Raw genomic sequence first — 15847 nt, 5'->3', positions numbered from 1 at the left:
CAATCGTGCCTACATTCACGTGCGGCTTCGTGCGTTCAAATTTTCCCTTGGCCATATCCCCGTTTCCTAAGTCAGACTATTTCTTGTTGATCACCGCTTCGGCAACGTTCTTCGGGGCCTCGGCGTAGTGCTTGAATTCCATCGAATAGATGGCGCGACCCTGGCTCAACGAGCGCAAGGTGGTCGAATAGCCGAACATTTCGGCCAGGGGCACTTCCGCCTTGATCGCCTTGATTCCTCCCGGTAGATCGTCCATTCCCTGGATCATGCCGCGGCGACTCGAGAGGTCACCCATCACGTTGCCCATATAGTCTTCCGGTGTCTCGACGTCCACCGACATCATCGGCTCGAGCAAGGTCGGCGAAGCCCGTCGCATTCCTTCCTTGAAGGCGATCGCTGCCGCCTGCCGGAAAGCATTCTCGTTGGAGTCGACGTCATGATAGGAGCCCTCGAACAACGTGAACTTGATATCGACGACCGGGAATCCTGCCAGCACGCCGCTGCTGATCGCATCCTGCAAACCCTTGTCGACCGCTGGAATATATTCGCGCGGAACCGTGCCACCCTTGATCGCGTCGACGAACTCGTAGCCCTTGCCGGTCTCGTTGGGCTCGATCTTGAGCCATACGTGGCCATACTGGCCACGTCCGCCTGACTGTTTGACGAACTTGCCTTCCTGCTCGACCGACTTCTTGATGCACTCGCGGTAAGCCACCTGCGGCGCGCCGACGTTGGCATCGACTCCGAATTCGCGCTTCAGACGATCGACAATAATCTCCAGGTGCAGCTCACCCATCCCCGAAATGATCGTCTGCCCCGACTCCTCGTCGGTACGCACCCGGAACGACGGATCCTCCTGCGCCAGACGACCCAGGGCGATGCCCATCTTTTCCTGGTCGGCCTTGGTCTTCGGTTCGACGGCGACATGAATGACCGGCTCCGGGAAGATCATCCGTTCGAGCGTGATCACCGCCGATGGGTCACAGAGCGTCTCGCCGGTGGTCACCTCCTTGAGGCCGACGCAGGCGGCGATGTCACCGGCGAGAACCTCCTTGAGCTCCTCCCGATTGTTGGCATGCATCTGCAACAGGCGCCCAATGCGCTCGCGGCGACCCTTGGTGGGATTGTAGATCGTGTCGCCCGACTTCAGGACACCGGAATAGACGCGAATGAAGGTCAATTGCCCGACATAGGGATCGGTCATCAGCTTGAAGGCCAGAGCCGAGAACTTCGCGGTGTCGGACGCATCGCGCGTATCCGGCTCGCCACTCTCCTTTTCTCCGCTTACCGGCGGAATATCCACCGGCGACGGCAGCAGATCGATCACCGCGTCGAGCATGCGCTGCACGCCCTTGTTCTTGAACGCCGTTCCACATAGCGCCGGCTGGATCTCGCAGGCAATGGTGCGCTGGCGCAGGCCCTGGATCAGATCGGCTTCGGAGAGATCACCCTGGTCGAGGTACTTGTCCATCAATTCCTCGGACGACTCGGCGGCGGCTTCGACCATCTTGCTGCGCCACTCGTCGACATCCGATCTCATTTCGGCGGGAACCTCGCGATAATCGAACTTCATACCCAGGGAGGCTTCATCCCAGTAGATCGCCTTCATCTTGATCAGATCGACGACACCCTCGAAGTAGTCTTCCTTGCCGATCGGAATCACGATCGGGATCGGATTGGCCTTCAGGCGGCTCCGCATCTGGTCCACCACCTTGAAAAAATCGGCACCCTGACGATCCATCTTGTTGACGAAGGCAAGGCGGGGAACCTTATACTTGGTCGCCTGGCGCCAGACCGTCTCGGACTGCGGCTGCACACCACCGACGGCGCAATAGATCATGCAGGCGCCATCGAGAACCCGCATCGAACGCTCCACTTCAATCGTGAAATCGACGTGACCGGGGGTATCGATGATGTTGATCCGGTGCTCCGGGCGGTCGAGCTGCATGCCCTTCCAGAAGCAGGTGGTCGCTGCCGAAGTGATGGTGATACCGCGCTCCTGCTCTTGCGCCATCCAGTCCATGGTTGCGGCGCCATCGTGCACTTCCCCGATCTTGTGGTTGATACCGGTATAGAACAGAATGCGCTCGGTCGCCGTTGTCTTGCCGGCATCGATGTGAGCACTGATACCGATGTTCCGGTAACGCTCGATGGGAGTTTTGCGTGCCACGGTAATACACCTTCACTAAGAAAGAACGAACGACAACACAGGATAGCGGCGCCGGCCCCTCAGAACCGGAAGTGAGCGAACGCCTTGTTCGCCTCGGCCATCCGATGCACTTCATCACGCTTCTTTACGGCGCCGCCACGGCTTTCCGAAGCCTCAAGCATCTCCGCCGCGAGGCGCTGGCCCATCGACTTTTCCGACCGCTTGCGAGCCGACTCGCGCAGCCAGCGCATGGCGAGCGCCATACGGCGACTTGGACGAACCTCGACGGGCACCTGGTAGTTGGCACCACCGACGCGTCGGCTCTTCACTTCGACCAGAGGCTTGATGTTGCCGAGAGCCGACCCGAAAACTTCCAGCGGATCCTTCCCGGTCTTCGCCACGATCTGGTCAAAGGCACCATAGACGATGCGCTCGGCAACCGACTTCTTGCCGCTCTTCATGATCGTATTGACGAACTTGGACACCTCGACATTGCCGAATTTCGGATCCGGCAAGATGTCGCGCTTGGGCACTTCACGGCGACGGGGCATGGCAACCTCTCATAGTCACAATTCAGTCGAAGGGTAGGACACGGCGCCCATCCCTCCCGGCCACCCATCACGAGCGACCCTTACTCGAACGAAACTCAAGCAGCCTTCGGGCGCTTGGTTCCGTACTTCGAACGACCCTGCTTACGCTTCTTGACGCCCTGCGTGTCCAGCGAACCACGAACCGTGTGATAACGAACGCCCGGCAGGTCCTTGACGCGACCACCGCGGATCAGGACGACCGAGTGCTCCTGGAGGTTGTGGCCTTCACCGCCAATGTACGAAATGACTTCGAAACCATTCGTAAGCCGCACCTTGCAGACCTTGCGCAAGGCGGAGTTCGGCTTTTTCGGCGTGGTGGTGTAGACGCGGGTGCACACCCCCCGCTTCTGTGGGCAATTACTCAGCGCCGGAACTTTACTCTTGCTGCGTATCGCCTCGCGAGGCTTGCGCACCAGTTGGTTAATGGTTGGCATGTTTCCACCCTTATGTTCGGCTCGGCAACCCTTGCGACAAGCACATGGCGCCTGCAAAAAACCAAGGCGGACCAAAGGCCGCCTTGGCGTTGTTCATGAGCAGCCGCCTCACCCAATGGCGGTCGGCGACAAAGACCGGAGATTCTAGGGTCTATTGCAACCCAAGTCAAGCAACCGGAGCATCCTGGACACTTTCTTCCCCATGCGGCAACTCTTCGTCTAGCGCCAGGTCGCCGCCGGCCATGTCCTCGCCGGCCGCATTCTTCTTGCGCGTGTTGTGATAGGCGAGGCCGGTACCCGCCGGAATCAGACGTCCGACGATGACGTTTTCCTTGAGTCCGCGCAACTCGTCGCGCTTGCCCATGATCGCTGCCTCGGTCAATACCCTTGTCGTTTCCTGGAACGACGCCGCTGAGATGAACGAATCGGTGGACAGCGACGCCTTGGTAATTCCCAGCAGAACGTGCTCGTAAGTCGCCGGCAGTTTGCCGTCGGCGATCATGCGGTCATTTTCGTCCAGCAGGTGGGCACGCTCGACCTGCTCGCCCTTGATGAATTTGGTATCACCCGGGTCGAGGACATTGACGCGACGCAACATCTGGCGAACGATCACCTCAATGTGCTTGTCGTTGATCTTCACGCCTTGCAGCCGATACACATCCTGCACCTCGTCGGTGATGTAGACAGCCAGCGCTTCGACGCCCAGCAGCCGCAGAATGTCGTGCGGATCCGGAGCGCCATCGACGATCAGCTCGCCCTTGTTCACCACCTGTCCATCGTGAACCAGCACGTGCTTGTCCTTCAGGATCAGGTATTCGTGCGCGATCCCGTCGAGATCGGTAATCACCAGCCGCTGCTTGCCCTTGGTATCCTTGCCGAAGGACATGGTGCCGGTGAACTCGGCGAGCATGCCGGCATCCTTGGGAGTGCGCGCCTCGAAGAGTTCGGCGACGCGCGGCAGGCCACCGGTGATGTCGCGCGTCTTGGCCGATTCCTGCTGCAGGCGCGCGAGCACGTCACCAACCGAGATCTGTTGCCCATCGATGACGTTGATGATCGCGCCCACCTGGAACGTGATGGTCACCGGGTGATCGCTGCCGTGCATACGGACTTCCTGGCCGTCGGGCTCGAACAGGCGCACCTGCGGCCGCAGACCCTTGCTCGGCGCCTTGCCGCCACGCTTCGGATCGATCACGACCAGTGTCGAAAGCCCGGTAACCTCGTCGATCTGCTTGGCAACAGTGACACCTTCCTCGACGTTTTCGAACTTCACGAGACCGGAGTACTCGGCGATGATCGGCCGCGTATGCGGATCCCAACTGGCGAGTTTGGCGCCTGCCCTGACTGTCTCGGCGTCAGCGACCTGCAGCGTCGCACCGTAGGGAACTTTATGCTTTTCGCGCTCGCGGCCGTTGTCGTCGGTAATCAGGATCTCGCCCGAACGCGTGATGACGATCTTCTCGCCCTTGGCGCTGGTCACGTAGCGCATGCTCGACGTAAAGCGTACGACCCCGGCACTGCGCGTCTCGACATGGCTCGCGACGGCAGCGCGCGAGGCTGCACCACCAACGTGGAAGGTACGCATCGTCAATTGGGTTCCCGGCTCGCCAATCGACTGCGCGGCGATGACACCGACTGCTTCCCCGACGTTGACCGGCGAACCGCGACCAAGATCACGCCCGTAGCATTTCGCACAAAGTCCGTAGCGGGTTTCGCACGTAAGCGGCGTGCGCGCCTTGACTTCGTCTATCCCCAACTGATCGATCAGGTCGCAGTGATCCTCGCTGATCAGTGTCCCTTGCTCGATGACCGTTTCCTCGGTATCGGGATTCACCACGTCGGACGCGGTGACGCGACCAAGAATCCGCTCGCGCAATGCCTCGATGACCTCGCCCCCTTCAATAAGCGCCTTCATCGTGACGCCGTTGGTAGTTCCGCAGTCCTCTTCGACGACCACCAGATCCTGGGTGACATCCACCAGGCGTCGCGTCAGGTAACCGGAGTTGGCCGTCTTCAAAGCGGTATCGGCCAGACCTTTGCGCGCGCCGTGCGTGGAAATGAAGTACTGAAGAACGTTGAGACCCTCACGGAAATTGGTCGTGATCGGCGTCTCGATGATCGAACCGTCCGGCTTCGCCATCAGGCCGCGCATTCCGGCCAACTGCCTGATCTGCGCGGCGGAACCACGGGCGCCCGAATCAGCCATCATGAAGATTGAGTTGAACGACTCCTGTTTCTCCATCGCACCCTGGCGATTGAGCACCTCGACATGGCCGAGTTGCTCCATCATCACCTTGGCGACCTGGTCGCCGGTGCGTCCCCAGATGTCGACCACCTTGTTATAGCGCTCGCCGTTGGTCACCAGACCGTTGGTGTACTGGTTCTCGATTTCCTTCACCTCCGTTTCGGCAGCGGCGATGATGTCGCGCTTCTGCGCGGGCACCAGCATGTCGTCGGAGCAGATCGAAATACCCGCGCGCGTCGCCAGGCGATAGCCATTCTGCATCAGCTTGTCGGCGAATACGACCGTCTCCTTGAGTCCGCAGCGACGGAAGGCAGCATTGATCAACTTCGAGATTTCCTTTTTCTTCAGGGTCTTGTCGATCAGGCCAAAAGGCAGGCCCTTCGGCAGAATCTCGGAAAGCAGCGCCCTCCCCGCCGTCGTGTTGTAACGGGTAACCTTCTCCTGCCAGCCGTTCTCGCCATCACTCTCGTACTCGGTGATGCGCACCGAAATGCGGGCGTGGAGATCGAGTTCCCCGGCGTGCATGGCGCGGGTCACTTCCGCCAGATCGGGGAAAACCATTCCCTCGCCCGTGGCATTGATCCGCTCACGGGTGGCGTAGTACAAACCCAGGACGATATCTTGCGACGGCACGATGATCGGCTCGCCATTGGCCGGCGACAGCACGTTGTTGGACGCCAGCATCAGCGTCCGTGCCTCCATCTGCGCTTCGAGCGAGAGCGGCACGTGCACCGCCATCTGGTCGCCGTCGAAGTCGGCGTTGAATGCGGCACAAACGAGCGGATGCAACTGGATCGCCTTGCCCTCGATCAGCGTCGGCTCGAACGCCTGAATCCCGAGACGGTGCAGCGTCGGTGCGCGGTTCAGCATGATCGGGTGCTCGCGGATCACCTCCTCGAGAATGTCCCAGACCACCGCTTCCTGAGTCTCGACCATCTTCTTTGCCTGCTTGATGGTGGTCGCCAGACCCATCACCTCGAGGCGGTTGAAAATGAAGGGCTTGAACAGTTCGAGCGCCATCAGTTTCGGCAAGCCACACTGGTGCAGTTTGAGCTGCGGCCCGACGACGATGACCGATCGCCCCGAGTAATCCACGCGCTTGCCGAGCAGGTTCTGGCGGAAACGTCCCCCCTTGCCCTTGATCATGTCGGCCAGAGACTTGAGCGGGCGCTTGTTGGCGCCAGTCATCGCCTTGCCGCGACGGCCGTTGTCGAGCAGCGAGTCCACCGCTTCCTGCAACATTCGCTTCTCGTTGCGCACGATGATTTCTGGCGCCTTCAACTCGAGCAAACGCTTCAGGCGATTGTTGCGGTTGATGACGCGGCGATAGAGATCGTTGAGGTCGGAAGTCGCGAAACGCCCTCCGTCAAGCGGTACCAAGGGACGCAGGTCCGGGGGCAGAACCGGCAGCACTTCGAGCACCATCCACTCCGGCTTGATTCCCGACTTCTGAAAGCCCTCGAGGATCTTCAGGCGCTTGGAGAATTTCTTGCTCTTCGTCTCGGAGGTGGTGGTTTCGAGCTCACCGCGCAGCGTCTCGACTTCGCGAGCCAGATCGATCGAGCGCAGCAGCTCGCGGATACCTTCCGCACCCATTGCCGCGTAGAAGTCGTCGCCGTACTCCTCGACCTTGGCCAGGTAGTCATCTTCGGTCAGCAGCTGACCGCGCGCCAGCGGGGTCATGCCGGGGTCGAAGACGACGAAGGCTTCGAAATAGAGTACCCGCTCGATGTCCCGCAGCGTCATGTCGAGCACCATGCCGAGACGGCTCGGCAGGCTCTTCAGAAACCAGATATGGGCAACCGGGCTGGCGAGCTCGATGTGCGCCATCCGCTCGCGACGAACCTTGGCGAGTGTGACCTCGACGCCACATTTCTCACAAATGACGCCACGATGTTTCAGCCGCTTGTATTTGCCACAGAGACACTCGTAGTCCTTGATTGGGCCGAAGATCTTGGCGCAGAACAGACCGTCACGCTCGGGTTTGAAAGTACGGTAATTGATCGTCTCCGGCTTCTTCACTTCCCCGTACGACCACGAGCGAATCTTGTCCGGTGAGGCGAGACCGATGGTGATCGCATCGAACTGCTCTTCCTGCGTAACCTGCTTAAACAAATCAAGCAATGCTTTCATCTTTTGCTCCAGTAAGGAGTGAGCAATCAGGGGTGGAGAGTCATGCGGCTGGAGGATTCAAGTCTCTCGTCACCCCTCGGCAAGACAATCAAAAACGTTCGAGATCGATATCGATCGCCAGCGAACGGATTTCCTTGACCAGGACGTTGAAGGACTCGGGCATGCCGGCGTCGATCTTGTGATCACCCTTCACGATATTCTCGTACACCTTGGTGCGGCCATTCACGTCGTCGGACTTGACGGTCAGCATTTCCTGCAGCACGTACGACGATCCGTAGGCCTCGAGCGCCCACACTTCCATCTCACCGAAGCGCTGACCACCGAACTGCGCCTTGCCACCCAGCGGTTGCTGCGTCACCAGCGAATAGGGGCCGGTGGAACGGGCGTGCATCTTGTCATCGACCAGGTGATGCAATTTCAACACGTGCATGTAGCCGACCGTAACCTGACGCTCGAAGCGCTCGCCCGTACGGCCATCGTAGAGGACCATCTGCGCCGACTGCGGCATCCCGGCCAGCGCCAGGACGGACTTTATTTCCGACTCCTTGGCGCCATCGAAAACCGGTGTGGCGAATGGCACGCCAGCCTCGAGGTTGCCCGCCATTTCGAGAATTTCGCCGTCGTCCAGCTGGCCCAGGTCTTCCGGTGTGCCGGTGCCGTTGTATATCTGTTCGAGAAAAGCGCGGACCTCGCTGGCGGCCGCCTGCCGACGCAACATTTCGCCGATCTTGAATCCCAGCCCCTTGGCCGCAAGGCCCAGGTGCACCTCGAGAATCTGCCCGACGTTCATTCGTGAAGGAACGCCGAGCGGATTGAGAACGATGTCGACCGGCCGTCCATCCGCCATGTACGGCATGTCCTCGACCGGCACGATGCGCGAAACCACGCCCTTGTTACCGTGTCGTCCTGCCATCTTGTCGCCCGCCTGCAGGCGACGCTTCACGGCAACATAGACCTTGACCATCTTTTGCACGCCCGGCGGCAGCTCGTCCCCCTGGGTGAGCTTCTTGCGCTTCTCTTCGAAGGCGACGTCGAATCCCTTGCGGGTGACTTCCAGACCCTCTCGCAGCGATTCCAGCTGCTGCGCGACGTCTTCGTCAGCCATCCGGATATCGAACCAGTGATGCGGGTCGAGGCCGTCGAGGTAATCCTGCGTAATCACGCTGCCCTTGGCCAGTCGTTTCGGCCCGCCATTCGCCGGCTTGCCGATGATCATGCGCTCGGCACGGGCGAACGCATCGCGTTCCACGATGCGCAGTTGATCAGCCAGGTCGAGCTTGTAGCTGCGCAACTGATCGTCGATGATCGACTGCGCCCGCTTGTCGCGCTCGATCCCCTCGCGCGTGAAGACCTGCACGTCGATGACCGTCCCCGCAATGCCCGACTGCACGCGTAACGAGGTGTCCTTCACATCGGAAGCCTTTTCGCCAAAAATTGCGCGCAGCAGCTTCTCTTCCGGAGTGAGCTGGGTTTCGCCCTTGGGCGTCACCTTGCCGACCAGCACGTCGCCGGCTTCGACTTCGGCCCCGATATACACGATCCCGGACTCGTCAAGCCGCGACAACTGGGACTCGCCAAGCGACGCGATGTCACGGGTGATTTCCTCGGGACCCAGCTTGGTGTCACGCGCGACGACGGTCAGCTCCTCGATGTGGATCGAGGTGAAGCGATCCTCGGCGACCACGCGCTCCGAAATCAGGATCGAATCCTCGAAGTTGTAGCCGTTCCACGGCATGAATGCGACGAGCATGTTCTGGCCGAGGGCCAGTTCGCCCTTGTCGGTCGATGCGCCATCCGCCACGACGTCACCCCTGGCGATGCGATCACCGACACGCACCAGGGGCCGTTGGTTGATGTTGGTGTTCTGATTGGAGCGCGTGTATTTCACCAGGTTGTAGATATCGACACCCACTTCGCCCGCCCCGGTTTCGTCGTCGTTGACCCGCACCACGACGCGCGAAGCATCGACGTAATCGACGAGGCCACCGCGCAGCGCCTGCACCGCGGTACCCGAGTCGACGGCCACGGTGCGTTCGATACCGGTGCCAACCAGCGGCTTCTCCGGACGCAGGCAGGGCACCGCCTGCCGCTGCATGTTCGCTCCCATCAGCGCACGGTTGGCGTCATCATGCTCGAGGAAGGGAATCAGCGAAGCCGCCACGGACACGATCTGGCTCGGTGCCACGTCCATGTACTGCACTCGTCCCGGTTCGGCAAGAATCGTTTCACCCTTCTCGCGACAGGTGACCAATTGGTCGGTCAACACGCCGCCATCACCAATGTCCGAATTGGCCTGGGCGATGATGTACGCCCCTTCCTCGATCGCCGAAAGATACTCGATCTGATCGGTCACGCGACCGTCGACCACCTTGCGGTACGGAGTTTCGAGAAAGCCATATTCGTTTGTCCGCGCGAACAGGGCGAGCGAATTGATCAGTCCGATGTTCGGGCCTTCCGGCGTTTCGATCGGGCAGACGCGGCCATAGTGGGTGGGATGTACGTCGCGCACTTCGAAGCCTGCGCGCTCGCGCGTCAGGCCGCCCGGGCCAAGCGCCGAGACCCGGCGCTTGTGCGTGATCTCCGAGAGCGGATTCGTCTGGTCCATGAATTGCGACAACTGGCTGGAACCGAAGAACTCCCGGACCGCCGCACTGATCGGCTTGGCGTTGATCAGATCATGCGGCATCAGATTGTCCGATTCTGCCTGCGACAGACGCTCCTTGACCGCCCGCTCGACGCGCACCAGACCGGCGCGAAACTGATTCTCGGCGAGTTCGCCCACAGACCGGACGCGGCGATTACCAAGGTGATCGATGTCGTCGATTTCGCCACGACCATTGCGCAACTCGACGAGCAGCTTGATCACCTCGACTATGTCGCGCGGCGACAGAGTCAGTTGTTCGCGCACCTCGCCAACCACTGCCAGCGCCTTGAGCTGGTCGAACAGCGCCAGCGCTTCCTCCTCGGACAGGTTTTCCGCCACGGCCCGCGGTCCGTGGCTCAGCTCACTGAGAGGCTGTTCGGCAGAAGCAATCGAATCCCCGACCATCTCGCCGAGCAGCTTGACGATACCGTCGCGCTTGGACGGCGCATGCTTGACCATCACCTTGTATTCGGTTGCCGCCTTGCGTCCAACGCGACGGTTGAATTTCATTCGGCCGACACCCGAGAGATCGTAGCGGTCGTCCGAATAGAACAGGCCATTGAAGAGGATTTCGACCGCTTCCTCGGTGGGCGGCTCACCTGGCCGCATCATCCGGTAAATGGCGATGCGTGCCGCCTGCCGCGAAACGGTTTCATCTGCGCGCAAGGTCTGCGAAATGAAACCGCCACGATCGAGATCGTTGATGTACAACGTGTGCAGCGACTCCACGCCGGCCTCGGCGAGCTTTGCCAGCAAGCTCTCGGTAATCTCTTCATTGGCATTGGCCAGGACCTCGCCACTGGCCTGATCGATGATTTCCTCGGCAACGACCCGCCCGACGAGAAAATCGGTGGGAACGGCAACCTGCCTGATCCCGGCCGCGTCGAGTTCCCGGATATGCTTCGCGGTGATCCGCTTGTCTTTGGCGATGATCAGCTTTCCGGACGGATCGTTGAAGTCGAAGCGCGCGACTTCGCCGCGCAGGCGCTCGGGCACGAGCGCAAACTCGATGATCCGCTTGCCCAGATAAAAAGTGTCGAATTCGAAGAATTCGCGCAGGATGCGCTGCGGCGTCATGCCGATCGCCTTCAGCAGGGTGGTCACCGGCATCTTCCGGCGGCGGTCTACGCGGAAGAAAAGCAGATCCTTGGGATCGAACTCGAAATCGAGCCATGAGCCGCGGTAGGGAATTACCCGGGCGGAAAAGAGCAGCTTGCCCGAACTGTGGGTCTTGCCGCGATCGTGTTCGAAGAATACCCCGGGCGAGCGGTGAAGCTGCGACACGATCACCCGCTCGGTCCCGTTGATGACAAAGGAACCGGTCGAGGTCATCAGCGGAATTTCGCCCATATAGACTTCCTGTTCCTTCACTTCCTTGATCGTGTCGGACGCTTCACGGTCAAGGATGACCAGACGGACTTTTGCCCGCAGGGCGGAGGCGAAGGTCAGGCCACGTTGCTGACACTCGGTGACGTCGAAGGTCGGCTCCGACAGCGTGTAACTGACGAACTCCAGCCGTGCATTGCCACTGTGGCTGACAATCGGAAAAATCGAGGAAAACGCAGCCTGCAACCCCTGGTTCCTGCGCTGCGCCGGCGGCACACTGGCCTGCAGAAAGGCGGAGAAGGACTCCAGTTGGGTGGCGAGCAGGTAGGGCACGTCGAGTACGCTGGCACGCTTGGCGAAACTCTTGCGGATACGCTTTTTCTCGGTGTAGGAGTAGGTCATGGTCGCTCCAAACTCAGCAGGCAAATCCTCTAGCGTGCCGACGAAAATTGCGAACGGGTCGCAAAACTCGCCGGCCGACAACGGACAAACGCAAATCGACTGGTTCAGCTGGACGGAAGCGTCGCAGCTTCGCCACTCGTGCTTGCGTTTGCACGCTGCACCGCTTTGCGTCATCCGGGCAACGCAAAGCAGATTCCGGAAAAGCAGAAAAGGGCTGACAGTCAGGAAGACTGTCAGCCCAACTCGCTTGGCCGGTATTACTTGATTTCGACCTTGGCTCCCGCGTCCTCGAGCAGCTTCTTGAGGGCTTCGGCGTCCGCTTTCGAAATCGACTCCTTGACGGTCTTCGGTGCGCTGTCCACGAGGTCCTTCGCTTCCTTCAGTCCGAGACCCGTGGCTGCACGAACGACCTTGATCACTTCGACCTTCTTCTCGCCAAAGCTTGCAAGGATCACGTTGAACTCGGTCTGCTCCTCGACTACCGGCGCTGCCGCTCCGGGTGCTGCGACCGCCATCGACGCCGCCGAAACACCGAATTTTTCCTCGAACGCCTTGACCAGGCTGTTCAGTTCCATGACCGTCATCGCGCCGACGGCCTCAAGGATGTCTTCCTTCGTAATAGCCATAACTTGAAACTCCTAAATCTGAATAGACAAAAAACTGACGATGCGATCAGGAAGCCGCTTCTTCGCGCTGCTTGGCCAGGGCTGAAAGCGCGCAGGCAAAGCCGGTAACAGGCGCCTGCATGATGCCAAGCAACTGGGCGAGCAACTCGTTGCGACTCGGAATCGACGCGAGCGCCTGCACACCCGCCTTGTCCAGCAACTCGCCGGCAAAGCTGCCGCTTCGCAGAACCAGCTTGTCATTGGTTTTCGCAAAGTCGTTGAGCACCCTCGCCGCAGCCACCGGATCGTCCGAGACGCTGTAAATCAGCGGTCCCGTCATCTGATCGGCAAGGCTGGCGAAAACAGTGCCCTGCACCGCGCGGCGCACCAGCGTATTTTTCAGCACTCGCAGATAGACTCCCGAGGCGCGCGCCTGAGCGCGCAGGCGCGTCAGGTGTGCCACCGCGAGGCCGCTGTACTCGGCCAGCACGACCGTCTGGGCGGTGGCCATCTTGGCCGACACCTCGGCGACGACGACCTTCTTTTCATCAAGATTGAGACCCACAGGCCCTTCTCCTACCATCAAGTCAATAAACGGCGCATTCTGCTGCATGCACCGCACCCACGGCGACCTGGATCAGGGGCTGCAGCGACAGGTACGGAAACCTTCGCTGCGCAGTCCTTTTCGGGGCGCACCGTCTACGCAGGCCGCTTGCACGCTTAAGCCTTCGGCAATAGCCTCGGACACCTGCGGTCTTTGACGATCCGTCGGCATGGCGAGCATGGCCGACAGCCCAACAAAGTTTCTTGCCGAGCCACGCACAGACACGCGCAGCCCATTCTGTTCTCTACACCGTGGAAGCATCCACGCGTACGCCGGGTCCCATCGTGCTCGACACTGCAATCCGTCTGACATACTGACCGCGCGATGTCGCGGGCTTCGCCTTGATGAGTGCGTCGAGCAGTGCCTTGAGGTTGATTGCCAGCTTGTCGGTGGCGAACGACGCCCGACCGATCGTGCTGTGGATGATGCCGCCCCTGTCGGTCCGGTACTGCACCTGTCCGGCTTTGGCGTTCTGTACGGCCGTAACCACATCCATGGTCACCGTGCCAACCTTGGGATTCGGCATCAAACCACGCGGGCCAAGGATTTGCCCCAACTGACCGACGACCCGCATCGCATCCGGGGTCGCAATGACGCGGTCGAAATTGATCACGCCCGATTTGATCTCGGCGGCAAGGTCTTCGAAACCGACGATGTCCGCGCCAGCTGCCTGGGCCGCGGCAGCCTTCTCGCCCTGCGCAAAAACGGCCACGCGAATGGTCTTGCCGGTGCCCGCCGGCAGCACCACGGAACCGCGGACGATTTGATCGGACTTGCGCGGGTCGACTCCCAGACAGACAGCGACGTCGATCGACTCATCGAACTTGGCGGTCGCGAATTCCTTGCTGAGTCGCAGCGCATCCGCAACAGGGTAGGCCTTGCCGGGATCGATCTTGCCCTTGAGGGCTTTCTGACGTTTGCTCAGGGTTGCCATCTCATACTCCCTCCACGGTAACGCCCATCGTCCGGGCACTGCCGGCAATCGTACGTACGGCGGCGTCCATGTCGGCCGCCGTCAGGTCTGGCATCTTCTGCGCTGCAATCGCTTCACACTGCGCGCGGGTCAAGGTGCCAACCTTTGCCGTATGCGGCTTGGCACTGCCCTTTTGAATGCCGATGGCCTTCATGATGAGAACGGTCGCCGGCGGCGTCTTCATGATGAAGGTAAAGCTCTTGTCGGCGAACGCGGTAATCACCACGGGTATCGGCAGGCCCGGCTCGATGCCCTGCGTCTGGGCATTGAAGGCCTTGCAGAATTCCATGATGTTCAGGCCACGCTGGCCGAGTGCCGGCCCGATCGGCGGCGAAGGGTTTGCCTTGCCTGCCGGAACCTGCAGCTTGATATAACCAATGATTTTCTTCGCCACGGTACAACTCCTTGTATGCGGGTTCGAACGCGCTCGCGACAGCGCTCCCCAAACGACAAACGCGGCCGGAAAGCCGCACTACTGGCCGCGGTGGATGAGGTCCACGCGGCGCCACCGACTGCCCGGCGCGGGGTCTGCCGTTGAAACACCGAAGGCCATGCCCCCACCATCCCGCCGAGCCATTGCAAGGGTCTCGTCCACTGGCTCGCGCCTGACCTCGAGGCAACCTGCTCGGGACGATTTCTTCACGATCTGTCAGGCCTTCTCGACTTGCCCAAACTCCAGTTCGACCGGCGTCGGGCGACCGAAAATCGTCACTGACACACGCAACCGATTCTTCTCGTAATTGACGTGCTCGACCGCGCCATGAAAGTCGGTGAACGGCCCATCCTTGACGCGAATGACCTCGCCGGGCTCGAAAAGCACCTTCGGTCGGGGCTTGTCGACCCCTTCCTGCATCTGCTGCATGATCTTCTCGACTTCCTTTTCGGAAATCGGCGTGGGCTTGTTGGCGGTTCCACCGACGAAGCCGGTAACTTTCGGCGTGCTCTTGACCAAGTGCCAGGAGTCGTCGTTCATCTCCATTTCCACCAGCACGTAACCGGGAAAGAACTTTCGCTCGGAGATGCTTTTCTGGCCCATCTTGAGCTCGACAACCTCCTCCACCGGGACGAGGATTCGGCCAAAGGCATGCTGCATGCCCTGGCGCTGGACACGCTCGAGCAATGCGCGCTGCACGCTCTTTTCGAATCCAGAATAAGCGTGTACCACGTACCAGCGCATGCTCATGATTTTCTCCACCCGAGGACCAGGTCATAGAGCAGCCACTCGAGGCTCTTGTCGGTCAACCAGAGAAACAGGGCCATCACCACGACGAAGGCGAAGACCAGGCCCGTCGTCTGCATGGTCTCCTTGCGCGAGGGCCAGACCACCTTCTTGGCTTCGGTCGTTGCCTCCTTGGCAAAGGCGAAGAAACGGCGCCCCTGCTCGGTCTGCCAGGCAACGGCAGAGGCCAGCCCGGTTCCCGCCAGGACGGCAAGCACGCGGAGAATCATTGCCTGCTCGGCAAGCAGATAGAAGCCAGCGACGCCGGCCACAAGCAGCAGTACCGCTAGCGCAAACTTGAATTTGTCGGCCATTTCGCCCGCTTTGGTTACATGGATGGCAGGGGCAGAGGGAATCGAACCCCCAACCTTCGGTTTTGGAGACCGACGCTCTGCCAGTTGAGCTATGCCCCTGCTGCGGCAGAATTGCGGCAGCTGCGCAGAGCCGCCGCCGCACCTTGATTGAATTTACTCGATGATTTTCGCGACGACGCCGGCGCCGACGGTACGACCACCTTCACGAA

General features: G+C 60.5%; 11 protein-coding genes and 1 tRNA gene. All 12 read right to left on the bottom strand.

All coding sequences use genetic code 11. From position 1 onward, the window contains the following. Window positions 1–76: 76 nt before the first annotated feature. A complete protein-coding gene (fusA, locus tag NFV80_RS10950) occupies window positions 77–2170 on the bottom strand; it encodes an elongation factor G (RefSeq protein ID WP_295329330.1) in 2094 nt (697 codons plus the stop codon). A gap of 59 nt (window positions 2171–2229) precedes the next feature. After that, entirely contained in the window at window positions 2230–2700 is a 471-nt protein-coding gene (gene rpsG, locus NFV80_RS10945) for a 30S ribosomal protein S7 (RefSeq protein ID WP_295329328.1), read from the bottom strand. A gap of 95 nt (window positions 2701–2795) precedes the next feature. Continuing rightward, window positions 2796–3173 (bottom strand): 30S ribosomal protein S12, encoded by a 378-nt coding sequence (rpsL, locus tag NFV80_RS10940; RefSeq protein WP_288129745.1) that lies wholly within the window; start codon window positions 3171–3173, stop codon window positions 2796–2798. Window positions 3174–3339: 166 nt separating this feature from the next. Then, window positions 3340–7551, bottom strand: coding sequence for a DNA-directed RNA polymerase subunit beta' (gene rpoC / locus NFV80_RS10935; RefSeq protein WP_295329323.1), 4212 nt, complete (start codon window positions 7549–7551; stop codon window positions 3340–3342). 88 nt (window positions 7552–7639) lie between these two features. Then, the gene (gene rpoB / locus NFV80_RS10930) at window positions 7640–11923 is read right to left on the bottom strand and encodes a DNA-directed RNA polymerase subunit beta (RefSeq protein WP_295329320.1); all 4284 of its coding nucleotides are present in this window, start codon (window positions 11921–11923) and stop codon (window positions 7640–7642) included. Window positions 11924–12180: 257 nt separating this feature from the next. After that, entirely contained in the window at window positions 12181–12549 is a 369-nt protein-coding gene (rplL, locus tag NFV80_RS10925) for a 50S ribosomal protein L7/L12 (RefSeq protein WP_295329317.1), read from the bottom strand. Window positions 12550–12595: 46 nt separating this feature from the next. Further along, entirely contained in the window at window positions 12596–13093 is a 498-nt protein-coding gene (rplJ, locus tag NFV80_RS10920) for a 50S ribosomal protein L10 (protein WP_295329332.1), read from the bottom strand. 283 nt (window positions 13094–13376) lie between these two features. After that, window positions 13377–14066: a 50S ribosomal protein L1 gene (gene rplA, locus NFV80_RS10915; protein ID WP_295329315.1), complete on the bottom strand. Its 690-nt coding sequence runs from the start codon at window positions 14064–14066 to the stop codon at window positions 13377–13379. A gap of 1 nt (window position 14067) precedes the next feature. Then, on the bottom strand, window positions 14068–14499 hold the full coding sequence (rplK, locus tag NFV80_RS10910) for a 50S ribosomal protein L11 (protein WP_295329313.1): 432 nt from the start codon (window positions 14497–14499) through the stop codon (window positions 14068–14070). A gap of 255 nt (window positions 14500–14754) precedes the next feature. Continuing rightward, the gene (gene nusG, locus NFV80_RS10905) at window positions 14755–15288 is read right to left on the bottom strand and encodes a transcription termination/antitermination protein NusG (protein WP_295329310.1); all 534 of its coding nucleotides are present in this window, start codon (window positions 15286–15288) and stop codon (window positions 14755–14757) included. Further along, on the bottom strand, window positions 15285–15638 hold the full coding sequence (secE, locus tag NFV80_RS10900) for a preprotein translocase subunit SecE (RefSeq protein WP_295329307.1): 354 nt from the start codon (window positions 15636–15638) through the stop codon (window positions 15285–15287). Before secE ends, nusG begins: the two co-directional genes overlap by 4 nt. A 23-nt stretch (window positions 15639–15661) precedes the next feature. Next, a tRNA-Trp gene (locus tag NFV80_RS10895) sits at window positions 15662–15737 on the bottom strand. Window positions 15738–15847 lie beyond the last annotated feature (110 nt).

Source organism: Accumulibacter sp., from assembly GCF_023806565.1.
GTDB lineage: Bacteria > Pseudomonadota > Gammaproteobacteria > Burkholderiales > Rhodocyclaceae > Accumulibacter.
This window is presented reverse-complemented; position numbering and strand designations above follow the sequence as displayed.